At 71.0% G+C, this 13,622-nt stretch carries 14 protein-coding genes and 2 pseudogenes; 4 read left to right on the top strand and 12 right to left on the bottom strand.

Annotation, left to right across the window (positions count from 1 at the left end; all coding sequences use genetic code 11):
* The first annotated feature begins 1 nt into the window (after position 1).
* Together A5695_RS19035 and fabH are read left to right on the top strand one after the other, a co-directional pair.
* Positions 2-874 (top strand): 1,4-dihydroxy-2-naphthoate polyprenyltransferase, encoded by an 873-nt coding sequence (locus tag A5695_RS19035; RefSeq protein WP_068085500.1) that lies wholly within the window; start codon positions 2-4, stop codon positions 872-874.
* 108 nt (positions 875-982) lie between these two features.
* Positions 983-1,990, top strand: coding sequence for a beta-ketoacyl-ACP synthase III (fabH, locus tag A5695_RS19030; RefSeq protein ID WP_068085498.1), 1,008 nt, complete (start codon positions 983-985; stop codon positions 1,988-1,990).
* On the opposite strand, the gene A5695_RS19025 is transcribed toward fabH, so the two are convergent.
* Entirely contained in the window at positions 1,984-2,277 is a 294-nt protein-coding gene (locus A5695_RS19025) for a DUF4229 domain-containing protein (protein ID WP_231974902.1), read from the bottom strand. The genes fabH and A5695_RS19025 overlap by 7 nt on opposite strands.
* Positions 2,278-2,395: 118 nt before the next feature.
* Here A5695_RS19025 and A5695_RS28725 point away from each other — a divergent pair, with 118 nt between their 5' ends.
* Entirely contained in the window at positions 2,396-2,554 is a 159-nt protein-coding gene (locus A5695_RS28725; RefSeq protein ID WP_156749741.1) for a hypothetical protein, read from the top strand.
* Positions 2,555-2,558: 4 nt separating this feature from the next.
* On the opposite strand, the gene A5695_RS19020 is transcribed toward A5695_RS28725, so the two are convergent.
* The 8 genes from A5695_RS19020 to A5695_RS28720 form a co-directional block, all read right to left on the bottom strand.
* Positions 2,559-3,848 carry a MinD/ParA family protein gene (locus A5695_RS19020; RefSeq protein WP_369830211.1) on the bottom strand — a complete coding sequence of 430 codons (1,290 nt, stop codon included), beginning with the start codon at positions 3,846-3,848 and terminating at the stop codon, positions 2,559-2,561.
* Positions 3,849-3,885: 37 nt separating this feature from the next.
* A complete protein-coding gene (ccsB, locus tag A5695_RS19015; RefSeq protein WP_068085493.1) occupies positions 3,886-4,863 on the bottom strand; it encodes a c-type cytochrome biogenesis protein CcsB in 978 nt (325 codons plus the stop codon).
* On the bottom strand, positions 4,860-6,449 hold the full coding sequence (locus tag A5695_RS19010; RefSeq protein ID WP_068085598.1) for a cytochrome c biogenesis protein ResB: 1,590 nt from the start codon (positions 6,447-6,449) through the stop codon (positions 4,860-4,862). Before A5695_RS19010 ends, ccsB begins: the two co-directional genes overlap by 4 nt.
* Before the next feature lie 113 nt (positions 6,450-6,562).
* Entirely contained in the window at positions 6,563-7,342 is a 780-nt protein-coding gene (locus A5695_RS19005) for a cytochrome c biogenesis CcdA family protein (RefSeq protein ID WP_068085491.1), read from the bottom strand.
* Positions 7,339-7,926: a TlpA disulfide reductase family protein gene (locus A5695_RS19000; RefSeq protein WP_068085489.1), complete on the bottom strand. Its 588-nt coding sequence runs from the start codon at positions 7,924-7,926 to the stop codon at positions 7,339-7,341. Before A5695_RS19000 ends, A5695_RS19005 begins: the two co-directional genes overlap by 4 nt.
* A 2-nt stretch (positions 7,927-7,928) precedes the next feature.
* Entirely contained in the window at positions 7,929-8,534 is a 606-nt protein-coding gene (locus A5695_RS18995) for a histidine phosphatase family protein (RefSeq protein WP_068085487.1), read from the bottom strand.
* Positions 8,534-9,877, bottom strand: coding sequence for a glutamate-1-semialdehyde 2,1-aminomutase (gene hemL / locus A5695_RS18990; protein WP_068085485.1), 1,344 nt, complete (start codon positions 9,875-9,877; stop codon positions 8,534-8,536). Before hemL ends, A5695_RS18995 begins: the two co-directional genes overlap by 1 nt.
* 57 nt (positions 9,878-9,934) lie before the next feature.
* Positions 9,935-10,279 carry a hypothetical protein gene (locus A5695_RS28720; RefSeq protein WP_068085483.1) on the bottom strand — a complete coding sequence of 115 codons (345 nt, stop codon included), beginning with the start codon at positions 10,277-10,279 and terminating at the stop codon, positions 9,935-9,937.
* Positions 10,280-10,327: 48 nt separating this feature from the next.
* Here A5695_RS28720 and A5695_RS27800 point away from each other — a divergent pair.
* Positions 10,328-10,486 (top strand): annotated as a pseudogene (locus tag A5695_RS27800) (nitroreductase family deazaflavin-dependent oxidoreductase); the annotation flags it as partial.
* Between the two features lie 18 nt (positions 10,487-10,504).
* On the opposite strand, the gene A5695_RS18980 reads toward A5695_RS27800, so the two are convergent.
* From A5695_RS18980 to A5695_RS18970, 3 genes and pseudogenes are all read right to left on the bottom strand, one after another.
* Positions 10,505-11,857, bottom strand: coding sequence for an amino acid permease (locus tag A5695_RS18980; RefSeq protein ID WP_068085480.1), 1,353 nt, complete (start codon positions 11,855-11,857; stop codon positions 10,505-10,507).
* Positions 11,858-11,953: 96 nt separating this feature from the next.
* Positions 11,954-12,208, bottom strand: a pseudogene (locus A5695_RS18975) (class I SAM-dependent methyltransferase); the annotation flags it as partial.
* 55 nt (positions 12,209-12,263) lie between these two features.
* Positions 12,264-13,619 carry an MFS transporter gene (locus tag A5695_RS18970; RefSeq protein WP_068085477.1) on the bottom strand — a complete coding sequence of 452 codons (1,356 nt, stop codon included), beginning with the start codon at positions 13,617-13,619 and terminating at the stop codon, positions 12,264-12,266.
* Positions 13,620-13,622 lie beyond the last annotated feature (3 nt).

Genomic DNA, 13,622 nt, shown 5'->3' with positions numbered 1-13,622 from the left:
CGTGGCCAATTTCGGGCAGTGGGTCTCCGGTGCGCGGCCGCGGACGCTGCCCAACGCGGTGGCGCCGGTGGTCGCGGGGACCGGCGCGGCGGCGTGGCTGGGATCCGCGGTGTGGTGGAAGGCGCTGCTGGCGCTGGCCGTCGCGGTCGCGCTGACCGTCGGCGTCAACTACGCCAACGACTACTCCGACGGCGTCCGCGGGACCGACGACGAGCGGGCCGGCCCGATGCGCCTGGTGGGCTCGCGGCTGGCGACCCCGCGGTCGGTGCTCGCCGCCGCGGTGGCGAGCCTGACGGTCGGGGCGGTGGCCGGCCTGGCCCTCGCGCTGGTCAGCGCGCCGTGGCTGCTCGCCGTCGGTGCGGTGTGCATCGCCGGCGCGTGGCTGTATACGGGCGGCTCGAAACCCTACGGCTACGCCGGTTTCGGCGAGGTCGCGGTGTTCGTGTTCTTCGGGCTGGTGGCCGTGCTCGGCACCGAGTACACCCAGGCGCTGCGGGTGGACTGGGTGGGGCTGGCGCTGGCGGTCTCGATCGGGGCGCTGTCGTCGTCGGTGCTGGTGGCCAACAACCTGCGAGACATCCCCACCGACGCGCAGTCGGGCAAGATCACCCTGGCGGTGCGGCTCGGCGATGCCCACACCCGCACGCTGTACCAGGCGCTGCTGGCGACCGCCGGGGTGTTGACCCTGGTGCTGATGGCCGCGACGCCGTGGTGCGCCGTGGGATTCGTGGCCACGCCGCTGGCGCTGCGCGCGGCGGGCCCGGTGCGGTCGGGGCGCGGCGGCCCGGAACTGATTCCCGTGCTGCGGGACACCGGGCTGGCCATGGTGGCCTGGGCGATCGCGGTGGCGGTGGCTCTGGCGCTGGCCGGCTGACTCCCCGGATGTGTCGGTACTGCCAAGCCCCGGCGATGGATCGGATAACAATGGGTGGTCGGCCCGCGATCAACGGCCGGTCATGGACAACACCGATCGGGGACAGCAGTGAAGCAGATCGCCGCTACCAGTGGACCGAGGAACATCGGATTGCTCAGCGTCGGGGCGTACCGCCCCGAACGGGTCGTCACCAACGACGAGATATGCCAGAACATCGAGTCGTCCGATGAGTGGATCTTCACCCGGACCGGGATCAAGACCCGCCGGTTCGCCGCCCGCGACGAATCCGCCGCGTCCATGGCCACCGAGGCCGGACGGCAGGCGATCACGACCGCGGGGCTGACGCCGTCGGACATCGACTGCGTGATCGTCGCGACCAGCACCCATTTCCTGCAGACCCCGGCGTGCGCCCCGGCGGTTGCCGCCGCCCTGGGCGCCACGGGCGTGCCCGCGTTCGACGTCTCGGCGGGGTGCGCCGGCTTCGGCTACGCGCTCGGCGTCGCGGCCGACATGATCCGCGGCGGGACCGCCGCCAAGGTGCTCGTCCTCGGTTCGGAGAAACTGTCCCCCACGGTGGACATGCAGGACCGCACCAACTGCTTCATCTTCGCCGACGGCGCGGCGGGCGTGGTGGTCGGCGAGACGCCCGATCAGGGCATCGGCCCCACCGTCTGGGGCAGCGACGGCGAACAGGCCCTGGCGATACGGCAGGACATCGACTGGATCGACTACATGGACGCCCCCACCGGCCCCCGCCCGTTCCTGCGGCTCGAGGGCAGCGCGGTGTTCCGGTGGGCGGCGTTCGAGATGGGCAAGGTCGGCCGGCAGGCGATGGACGCGGCGGGTGTGCGGCCCGACGAGATCGACGTCTTCGTGCCCCACCAGGCCAACAGCCGCATCAATGAGGTCCTGGCCAAGAGCCTGGAGCTGCGGCCGGACGCCGTCGTCGCCAACGACATCGAGCACACCGGCAACACCTCGGCGGCCTCCATCCCCCTGGCGATGGCCGAGTTGCTGGACACCGGGGCGGCCAAGCCCGGCGACCTGGCCCTGTTGATCGGTTACGGCGCGGGCCTCAGTTATGCCGCGCAGGTCGTGCGGATGCCCAACTACTGATCGGCCGCGCGCTCGTCGGGCCCCGGCTCGCCGTGCAGCCGGGCCCGCAATTGTTCGCGTTCCCGGCGCCGGCGTTCACCGGCCGTCGCCAGCGACGCGGTGGCGCGCCGGCGCAGCGGGCCGAACAGCCAGATGCCCAGGGGCATCGCGATGACCAGCGCGAACAACGCGGCGACGACGATCGGAAACTGGCTGACCCCGATCAGGCGCGCCACCCCGTAGATGGCGGCGGCGAGCGCCACCGCCAGCAGCAGCCGGGCCGCCGCGTAAAGCAGCACGTCGATCACCGCCCGGCGACCGGTGCCCGGCGCCTGGCCCCCGCCGCCCCCGGGGCTGTTGTCGCTGGCTCCTTCTGACACAGGGGAGAGCCTACGGCGCGGGTATATTCGTGCGAGGAGGTGTTGAGTGCTCTACCTGCTGCTCGTCCTGATGTTGGGGACGCTGATCTACGTTGGCTGGCGTACGGCGCGGTCGCAGATGAACAGGCCGAAGACGCGCGTGATCGGGCCCGACGATGATCCGGAGTTCTTGCGGCGGTTAGGCCACGGGGACACCCCCCGGTGAGGCGCTACGCGATCCCGGGATTGCGCTGATCCCGCGGAAACCCGTCGGCGACGATGGCCGCCAGCTCGGTGAGCGCCTCGCGCGTCGACCTTTTCAGCCGATCCAGGTCGATCTCGGCGCCCTCTTCGAGGTGCGGGTCGAACGGCACCACCTGGACGGCGCGGCAGCGGCGGGCGAAGTGGTCGACCACCTTGTTCATGTCGACCTTGCCCGTGCGCGGCCGCACCCCGTTGATCACCGCGACCGCGTTGCGCACCATTTCCTGGTGGCCGTGCGCGTCCAGCCAGTCCAGCGTCGCCGACGCGCTGCGCGCCCCGTCGATGGATCCGGAGCTGACCACGACCAGGACGTCGGCCTTCTCCAGCACCGAGGACATCACCGAGTGCAGCAGGCCCGGGCCGCAGTCGGTGAGGACCAGGCCGTAGAACCGTTCCAGCACGTCCAGGACGCGGGTGTAGTCCCCGGCGCTGAATGCCTCCGAGACGGCCGGGTCGGTTTCTGAGGCCAGCACCTCCAGTCCGCTCGGGCCCTTCGAGGTGTAGCGGCGGACGTCGCTGTAGCGCTCGATGCTCCCGGCGTCGTGCAGCAGCTGACGCACCGTCGCCGCGGTCTCCAACGGGATCTTCTGGCTCAGCGTGCCGCGGTCGGGGTTGGCGTCGACCGCGACCACCCGGTCACCGCGGATGGAGGCGAAGGTGGCGCCCATCGTCGCGGCGATCGTCGTCTTTCCGACGCCGCCTTTGAGCGACACCAGCGCGATCCGGTAGCAGCCGCGCAACGGCCGGTTCACCTGCGCGACCAGGTTGTTGTAGCGGGCGGCCCGCGGGCTCTCCCCGAGGTTGATCAGGTGGCCGGACAGTTCGTAGAGCAGCCGGCGCCAGCCCTCCGACGGCGGCGGCTTGACCGGCCGCAGCAACATGCCGGTGGACAGCTCCGGGTACGGCGTGTGCGGCAGCGGCTCGGGGCGCGGCGGGGCTTGCGGGCGGGGGGCTTCCGCGGGGCCGGTGTAGTAGGCGCCGTACGCGGTCGGGTCGACCCGCGGGATGCCGGTCACCGGGGTGGAATCCCAGGGCGGCATCCCCGCGGGCCGGGGCGTGGTCGGCGGCGCCGCGTCCCGCCGCTCCGGTCGCCGTTCGGTGCGGAATCCGGCGAACGCGCGGGTCGGCGCTTCGCCGCCGTCGGCGGGCGGTTGGTCGCCGGTCACGGGCGAGGCCGGCGGCCCCGGCGGAGGAATTTGCGTGGTCAGCTCCTCGGGCGCCCCCACGCCCGTCGTCGGATGGTCGGACACGTGCACTCCCCCTTGTTGCGTTACTTGGGTCGGTCGCTGGCGGTCACCCCACGCCCGCATACGAATGCAGGCCCACGGTCACCAGGTTAACGAAGAACAGATTGAAGACCATGGCCACGAACCCCGCGACGTTGATCCAGGCCGCCTTCCTGTCTCGCCATCCCGCCGTCGACCTGGCGTGTAGGTAGGCGGCGTAGATCACCCAGGCGACGAAGGACACAGTCTCCTTGGGGTCCCAGCCCCAGTACCGCCCCCACGCCTCCTCCGCCCAGATCGCGCCGAAGATGACGCCGAAGCCGAAGACGGGGAAGGCGAAGATCGTGGTCCGGTAGGCGACGCGGTCCAGCGTCTGCGCGTCGGGGAAGCGCCGCACCACCCGGGCCAGCGCCCCCTCGGCGTCCGGATCGCCGAGCCGCGAGGTGCGCAGCAGGAACAGGATGCTGGCGATGCCGGCGACCATGAACACCCCGGAGCCCAGGCTGACCACCGACACGTGGATGGGCAGCCAGTAGGACTGCAGCGCGGGCATCACCGGCGCGGCGTTGGTGTAGAGCCAGCGCCCGGACACCGTGAGCAGGATCAGCACCGGCACCAGCAGGAAGACCCACAGCGGGCGGTATTGCGGGCGGCGCAGCACGAACGCCCCGGCGAGCAGGCCGCACATGCAGGTCAGGTTGATGAACTCGTACATGTTGCCCCACGGCACCCGCAGGGTGGCCAGGCCGCGCAGCACGATGCAGGCCAGCAGCAGTCCGATGCCGAGGTAAACCACCGCCAGCCCGGCGCGCCCGACGCGTTCGTCCAGCGGCCGTCCGGGGACGTCCTCGACGATGCCTGGGGTGATGCTGTCCGAGGCGACCGCGCCGGCCGACACCCGCTCGCGCCGGTCGACGCGGCGGCCGCCGGCGTACGCCAGCTCGAAGGCCAGCAGCAGCAGCGCGATGACGAGCGCCACCACCGCCGACGTGAACGCCCAGTCGGAGTAGCGCGCCAGCCCGATGTTGACGTGCAGCGTGTTCATTTGACGTCCACCTCAGAACTCCTTCTGGACGCGGGGGGCTTGACTGTCTGAGCGCGATCGGGCCGGCCCAGGCCGTCCAGCACCCGCTCGGTCAACCGCTCCAACTCGTCGCCCCACCCGGAGTTGTCGGTGCGGGCCAGCCCGCCCAATTCGACGTTCACCGTACCGGCCCCCGGAGTGAGGCGGACCCACACCCGGCGGCGCCGCACCAGCAGCGACACCAGCAGGCCGCCCATCATCGTGATGGCGAAAACCAGCACCCAGACCTGGCCCGGGTCGTGCGAGACCTGCAGGTTGACGAACGGCACGGCGCCGTCGAAGCGGACGACGGTGCCGGCCGCCGGGCCCGCCTCGATCCGGACCTCCTGCCCGGCCCGCAGGTTGACCCGCTTCTCCTTGGTCAGCCTGCCCTGCTGGATCAGCCGCGGGTCCAACGTGAACAGCGATTGGGGCCGCCCGGTGTCCAGGCCGGTGTCGCCGCGATAGATGTCGACGGCCACGGCGGGGGCGTTCAGGGCGGGGAACCGCGACGACAACAGGGCGCCGTCGAGCTGCTCGGTCGGCGCCAGCAGGCCCTGGATCGCGATCTCGTGCTGGCGGCGGTCGACGGCGTTGGGATAGCTGCCGGCCGGTGGGTCGATGCGCACCGCCCCCGAAGAGAGCAGGGTCTGCGGGTTGTCGGGGCGCCATTGCACGGTCGAGGTGCGCGTCTGCCCGTCCGGGAACGTCACGGTGAAGGTCGGCGCGTAGCCGTGGCCCTGCAGGTACACCCGGTCGCCGCCGACCCGCAGCGGGTGGTTGACCTCGAGCAGGTAGTGCCGCCAACTGTTGGCTGCCAGGTCGCGCCCGGCCTGGTAGTCGATGTCGGCGGCGAACGAGGTGGCCTGCCCCGACGGCAGGTAGTGCGCTGCAAAGTCGTTGACCCGGATGCAGATCGGGTTCAGCGAGGTGCCGTCGACGGTGTTGCCGGCCCGGAACGAGTCGAACGCGGCCGGCGAGGCCGAGCAGAAGCCCGGTCCGGAGTCGGCGATGACGATGACGTTGCCCTCGTAGCCGAACAGCTTGCCGACGGCCACCGCGACCAGCAGGCCCAGCAAGGAGAAGTGGAAGACGATGTTGCCGAACTCGCGCAGGTAGCCCTTCTCGGCGGACACCTCGACCAGGCTGGCCTCGTCGTCATCGGGGTGTCGGATGGCGGTGCGCCAGCCGCGCAGCCGGCCGGTGATCGTGTTCGCCAGGGCGTTGAGCTCGCCCGGGTCGGCCGGCACCTGCGCGCTGGCGTGCTTGGGCAGGCGGGCCAGGTTGCGCGGGGCGGCCACCGGGGTGGCGCGCAGGCTGCGGGCATGCTCGATCATCCGCGGCGTCAGGCAGCCGACCAGCGACATGAACAGCAGGACGTAGATGGCGGTGAACCAGAAGCTGGAGAACACGTTGAACGCCTGCAGCCGGTCCAGCCAGGGCCCGATGACCGGGTGGGCCTTCAGGTAGTCGTCGACCTTGCCGGCGTTGAGGCTGCGCTGTGGCAGCAGCGCTCCGGGTATGGCGCCCAGCGCGAGCAGGAACAGCAGCACCAGCGCGGTGCCCATCGAGGTCAGCGCCCGCCAGGTGTTGCGCCCCCTCTGCGCGAGCAGACGCAAAATCGCCTTAGACCGCACGGTCTTGTGCGATTTTGCGTCTGCTCGCGGTGTCTCTGGCGCCGTCAAATCGGCAGCCTCACGTCGGACACGAAAGCGTCGCGCAGCCAGGAGATGAAGTCGTTCCACACGCCGGTGACCAGCAGGACGCCGACCGCGATCAGCAGCGCGCCGCCGAAGATCTGGATCCCCCGCGTGTGCCGCCGCAGCCAGCCCAGGGCGCCGACCGCGCCGGCCGAGCCGAACGCCAGCAGCACGAACGGGATGCCCAGCCCCAGGCAGTACGCGATCACCAGGACGATCCCGCGGGCCACGCTCGCGCCGTCGGTGGCCGAGGCCACGGTGATCACGCCGGCCAGCGTCGGCCCCAGGCACGGCGTCCAGCCCAACGCGAAGACCGCGCCCAGCAGCGGGGCCCCGGCGACCGTCGTCAGCTGGCGCGGGCTGAACCGGGCCTGGCGTTGCAGGGCCGGGATCAGGCCGACGAACGCGAGCCCCATCACGATCGTCAGCACGCCCCCGACCCGCTGCAGCAGCAGCTGATTGGTGATCAGCGTCGTCGTCATTCCGAGAACCGCGACCGTGCCCAGCACGAAGATCGTGGTGAACCCGGCGACGAACAGCGCCGCCGAGCCCGCGACCCGCCACCGCGCCGACGGCGGCGCCTTGACCTGGCCGGGCAGCGGCTGCTCGTCGACGCCCACGACGGCTGCCAGGTAGGACAGGTAACCGGGCACCAGCGGCACCACGCACGGCGAGGCGAAGGAAACCAGCCCCGCCAGCAGACACACGCCGAGGGCCACCAGCAGCGGTCCGGCGGCGGCGATCTGGGTGAACCCGTTCACTCGCGGGCCAGCTTCTGCACCACGGGCTGCAGGTCGGCCGCCAGCAGTTCGCGCAGGAACACCGCCGCGACCCGATGCTGGCGGTCCAGGACGAGCGTGGAGGGGATCACGGTGGTGGGGTACTTACCGCCGAACGCGATCAGGGTGCGCATGGCCGGGTCGTAGATCGAGGGGAACGTCACGTGGCGGTCGTTGACGAAGTCCAGCGCGGCCTGCCGGTTGCTGTCGCGCACGTCGATGCCGAGGAACGACACCGCCGCGCCGCGAGTGGCGTCGTAGACCTGCTGCAGCTGGCCGACCTCGGCGCGGCAGGGGCCGCACCACTGGCCCCAGATGTTGATGACGACGACCCGGCCGGCGAAGATCGGGTCGTCCAGCGACAGCGGGTGCGTGGGGTCGGCCAGGTCGGGCCCGGTCAGCGGGCCGGGGCGGCCCCGGCTCGACGGCGGGTCGTAGTGGATGTCGGTCTTGCCGCCCGGGGAGACGAATTCGAAGGTGCCGCCCTGGGCCACCGCGTCGCGACCCGACGAGCAGCCCGCAACGAGGGCCGTCAGCACGACCCCGGCCATCGCCAGTCGCCACATGGTTAAGGTGCCGGTTCCTGATACTCGACGTCGGCCAACCGGTCGCCCTCGTACACCAGCGTGGTGATCGAGCACAGCCCACACTCCCGCCGGCGCGGGTCGTGCCACAGCCGCCGGCCGGTGAGATGCAGCCGCAGCGTCCACACCGGCAGCTGGTGGCTGACGCACACCGCCTCGCGGCCGGCGGCGCGGGCGCGGGCCTTGTCGACCGCGGTCGCCATCCGCGCCGCGATCTCGGTGTACGGCTCACCCCAGGACGGAGTGAACGGGTTGCGCAGCTGCCACCAGAACCGCGGGTCGCGCCAGGCGCCGTCGCCCGGGCCGACCCGCCGACCCTCGAAGAAGTTCGCCGATTCGATCAGGTCGTGGTCGGTGTCCACGGTCACGTCGTGCTTGGCCGCGATCGGCGCGGCGGTCTCCTGCGCCCGCTGCAGCGGGGAGGCGACCACCGCGACGATGTCCCGGCCGGCGAGCGCGTCGGCCACCGCGGCCGCTTGCTCGCGGCCCTTCTCGGACAGGTGGAATCCGGGCAGCCGTCCATAGAGGATGCCGGTGGGGTTGTGCACCTCGCCGTGGCGCACCACGTGCACCCGGGTTTGATCGGCCATCAGGGCCTGTCCTCCTCGGCGGCCGCCTCGGCCGCCCGGCGGGCGGCAAAGGGCAGGGCTTCGGCGATCCGGTCGAACGCCGCGTCGTCCAGCGCCGCCGAGACGAACCATGCCTCGAAGGCGCTGCACGGCGGGTAGACGCCCGCGCCCAGCAGGGCGTGGAAGAACGGCGGGTAACGCCAGGTCTGGCTGGCCCGCGCGGACGCGAAGTCGGTCACCGGCGCGTCGGTGAAGAACACGCTGAGCATGTTGCCGGCCCGTGAAAGCTGATGTGGCACAGAGGCGTTGGTCAATGACTCGGAGAGCAGCCCAGCCAGCCGGTCGGCGTTGGCATCCAGGGCGGCGTAGACGGCGGCGTCGGCGGCGCGCAGCGTCGCCAGGCCGGCGGCCACGGCCACCGGATTACCCGACAGGGTGCCGGCCTGATACACCGGCCCCAACGGCGCGAGCCGCTCCATCACCTCGGTGCGGCCGCCGAACGCGGCCGCGGGCAGCCCGCCGCTCATCACCTTGCCGAAGGTGAACAGGTCGGCGTCGACGGGATCGATTCCGTACCAGCCGCTTCGGCTCACCCGGAAGCCGGTCATCACCTCGTCGACGATCAGCAGCGCGCCATGCTCGGCGGTGATCGCCCGTAGCGCCGCGTTGTAGCCGGCCGCGGGCGGGACGACGCCCATGTTGCCGGGGCTGGCCTCGGTGATCACCGCGGCGATCTGGTCGCCGAGCTCGGCGAACGCCTGCCGCACCGCGTCGATGTCGTTGTACGGCAACACGATGGTGTCGGCCGCCGCCGCGCCGGTGACCCCGGGCGAGGACGGCAGCCCCAGCGTCGCCACGCCGGATCCCGCGTCGGCGAGCAGCGCGTCGGCGTGGCCGTGGTAGCAGCCGGAGAACTTGACGATCTTGGGCCTGCCGGTGAACCCGCGGGCCAGCCGGATCGCGCTCATCGTGGCCTCGGTGCCGGAGTTGACCAGCCGGATCCGCTCGACGGGCGCCACCCGCCCGATGATCTCGGCGGCCAGCTGGCTCTCCGCCGGGGTGGGCGCGCCGAAGGACAGGCCGGACGCCGCGGCCCGGGTGACGGCGTCGACGACGGCGGGGTGCGCGTGCCCGAGGATCATCGGGCCCCACGAGCAGACCAGGTCGACGTAGCGATTGCCGTCGGCGTCGGTGAGCCAGTATCCGTTGGCCTCGGTGATGAAGCGCGGGGTCCCGCCCACCGCGGTGAACGCCCGCACCGGGGAGTTCACCCCGCCGGGGATGACGGCGCAGGCGTCGGCGAACAGCCGGGCCGACGCCGCCGTCGTCGCGGCGTGCGCGGTCGCCTGGTCACTGCTTCCCATGACAACCAGTGTCCCAGCCCCCGCGGCGGGTACAACTACAGGGTGTAGCAGGCAGGGTCAGGTGCCGCCCTGCTGCTGGGCTTCCCGCGCGGCCTGGAAATGATGGCGGGCCGCGTCGCGCTCTTTTTCCGCCGCCCGCCGGTGCGCCTCGACGTTCCCGAGGTGCTCGTCGACCGCCCGCTCATGCACCTCGGCGGCGCGCTCGTGCGCGACGGCGGCCTCATAGTGGCGATCTCGGTCGCGGCGGTGCGCCTCCTGGTCCCGCTCGTGGGCGTGCTGGGCGCGGGTGTTCGCAAGCTCGACGTCTTCGGGGGTGATGGGCTTGCGGGCGGCCAGGGCTTCCGCCCTGCGCTTGAGCTCCTCCGCGCGCTGGGCCGCTTCGTCACCCGGCGAGCCACCCATGCTCAAACAGTAGACCCGTTTTCCGTGAAAAGTTGGGTTGATGCCGGGCGGCGCGGGCGGATGCGCCGCAACGGCAAGGCCTTCGGCATCGCGGACCCGCGGATCGTCACCGAGGCCGAAGCCGCGGCACACGTAAGCCCTAAAGCGCGGCCGATTTTCGCGCGGCTGCCGTTCGAGGACGCGGCGCTGCTGACGAAAACCGGCTGAGCGCGCGGGCAGGGCCCCTCAATCGTCCACGGGCCCCCGCCCCCGGGCCCGTGCCGCGAAGTACAGCCCGACCACCACGGCCCAGGACAGCAGGCTGAGCCAGAGCTGGCTGCGCGCCGAGCGGTCGAACGCCATCTGCACCAGCACCGCGGTGATTCCGGCGAGGGTGAGAATGGAGAGCACCGGGAAGAACCACATCTTGACCCGCAGCTTCTCGGCGGGCGTGCGGCGGCGCAGGATGATCTGCGACAGCGCAATCAGCCAGTAGACGAACAAGATGACGGCGCCCGAGGAGTTGAGCAGGAAGAGGAACACGGTGTCGGGCGCGACGCGCGCCATGATGACGCAACCGAATCCGACCGCCGACGAGCACAGGATGGCGATGTGCGGAACGCCCCGCCGGCTGAGCCTGACCAACCGCGCCGGGGCCTCGCCGCGGTCGGCGAGCACGAACAGCATGCGCGACGCCGTATAGAGCCCCGAATTCAGGCAGGACAGCACCGCGGTGAGCACCACGGCGTTCATCACCTGGTCGGCGCCGCGCAGTCCCAGGTGGTGCAGCGCGGCCACATAGGGCGAGGCGCCGAGTTCCACTGAGTCCCAGGGCAATATCGCGACCAGCAGGAAGACCGAGCCGACGAAGAAGACACCGACCCGCGCCACCACCGACCTCGTCGCCTTCTGCACCGCGAGTTCGGGGTCCCGGCTTTCGGCGGCGGCCACGGTGACGATCTCGGCGCCCACCATGGAGAAGATCACCACCACGATCGCGGCGAAGACGGACCCGACGCCCTTCGGGAAGAAGCCGCCGTGGGCGGTGAGGTTTCCCAGGCCCCCGGGATGCCCGGGCACCAGGCCCAGGACGAACGCGGCGCCGACGCCGAGAAAAACCGCGATGGTCGCGACTTTGATTCCGGCGAACCAGAATTCGAACTCTCCGAAGGAGGACACGGAGAACAGGTTGGTCGCGGTCATCAACACCATCAGGCCCAGCGACAGCAGCCACAGCGGCGCGTGAAACCAGTAGTCGAGGACCTTCCCGCCGGCGACCGCCTCGAAGCCGACGACGATCACCCAGAAGTACCAGTACAGCCAGGCGACCGAAAAGCCCGCCCAGCCGCCCAGCGCCCGGCCCGCGTAATCGGCGAAGGATCCGGTCGACGGGTTCGCGGCCGCCATTTCGCCGAGCATGCGCATCACCAGGACGATCAGTAGGCCGCACAGCGCGTACGTCAGGAACGCCGCCGGGCCGGTGTCCTTGATCACCACTCCGGAGCCGACGAACAGGCCGGCGCCGATCACCCCGCCGAGCGCGATCATGCTGAGCTGCCGCTGCGACAACCCTTGGCGCAGTTGCGGAGTGCTGGCCATCGATCCCCGCCCGGTGAACCGGCGTCAGGCCAGCCGGGCGGCCACCACGGACCACACCGGGAGGTGCACCCGGTGGTCGTCCAGGAGGGGGTCGATGACGCCCGACAGCTCCGCGTTGCGTTTGGCTTGCTCGATGGCCGACGGCGAATCATCGATAACGGTTGTCGAATACCCTTGTGCCGCAAAATGAATAGAGTGACCTCGGCCCGTGCCGGGATCGAGCACCTCGCCGCGGATCCCGCCGTAGGCCACCAACTGCTGCGGGCCGCCGATGTCCCCGGGGATCCGGCGGCCGTCGTGTTCGGCCGCGTCGTAGAGCGGTTCGAAACCGGCGACGTTCGCGTCAGTCATGTCTTCTCGCTTCCTCGCGCCTGCCGACTCCGAACGAGAGTACTGCGCGCAAGGCTTAGAGGTGCAGGTCTTGCTCGCGGATCGCCGCGGTGGCGAGCACGCTGATGACGGCCGTCGCCACCAGATAGCCGCACGCCAGCCACGGTGCACCACCGAGGGCCGCGATCAGCGCGGTCATGATCATCGGGGTGACCCCGGAGGCGAAGATGCCCGAGAACTGATAGACGAACGACAAACCGGTATAGCGGGTGCTGGTGGGATACAGCGACGAGTACAGCGTGCCCTGGGCGCCGTAGAACAGGGCATGCACCACCCCGAACACGACGATCAGCGCCACGGCGAACCAGACCAGATTCCGGCTGCCGAACAGCGCGAAGGCGGGAAACGCCGCGACGCCGTAGCAGGCCACCCCGACCAGATATATCCGGCGGGCCCCGAACCGGTCGGTCAGTGCCCCGGACACGGGCAGCAACACTGCCATCAGCAGGGCCGCGATGGTCACCACCACCAGCACCGACACTCGGTTGAAGCCCAGCGCCCCGGTGGCGTAGCTGATGGCGAACACGCCCCAGGTGTTGAACGCCGAGCCTTCGGCCCAGCGAGACAGCAAGCCCAGCAAGGTGTTTCGCCGCGACCGGGGCTCTCGCACGATCTCACGGATCGGCACGGTGGCCGTGGCTTCGAGGTCGCGCAGCTCCCGAAAGGCCGGTGTCTCCTCCACCCGCAGCCGCACCACGATGCCGATCACGACGAGGACCAGGCTGAGCAAAAACCCGATACGCCAGCCGTAGGCGAGGAATCGGGCCGGACCCAAAGTGATCTGCAGGAACGCGAATATGCCTGTGCCCAGCGCCAATCCGAGCGCCAGGCCGACTTGCGGAATCGCTCCGAACCGGCCGCGGCGGCCTTCGGGGCTGTGCTCCACCGCCAGCAACACCGCACCCGCCCACTCGCCGCCGAGGGCGAACCCCTGCAGGATGCGCAGCGCCAACAACAACAACGGCGCCCACACCCCGATCTGGGCGGCGGTGGGCAACACCCCGATCAGCGCCGTGGCTACACCCATGATCAGCATGGTCAGCGCCAGGCTGCGCTTGCGGCCGATCCGGTCGCCGATGTGGCCGAACACCAGCCCGCCGACCGGGCGCATGACGAACCCGACGGCGAACGTCGCGAACGCCAGCAGCGTCCCGACCAGCGAGCTCTGGCTGGGGAAGAAGACCTTGTTGAACACCAGGCCCGCCGCCGTCGCGTAGAGGAAGAAGTCGTACCACTCCACGGTGGTGCCCAACAGGCTGGCCGCGACGACGACGCGCAGGCGCCGGCGTTGCTGCGCGTCGGACTCGTCGGCCGGGCCGGCGATCGCGCTCAGCCCTGCGCCCGTCGGGGGCGCCGGCAGGGTGGCCGCCATGAC

It is taken from the genome of Mycobacterium sp. E1747, assembly GCF_001667775.1.
Lineage (GTDB): Bacteria > Actinomycetota > Actinomycetes > Mycobacteriales > Mycobacteriaceae > Mycobacterium.
The sequence above is the reverse complement of the archived record's forward strand: the minus strand, read 5'-3'. Positions and strand labels throughout refer to the sequence as shown.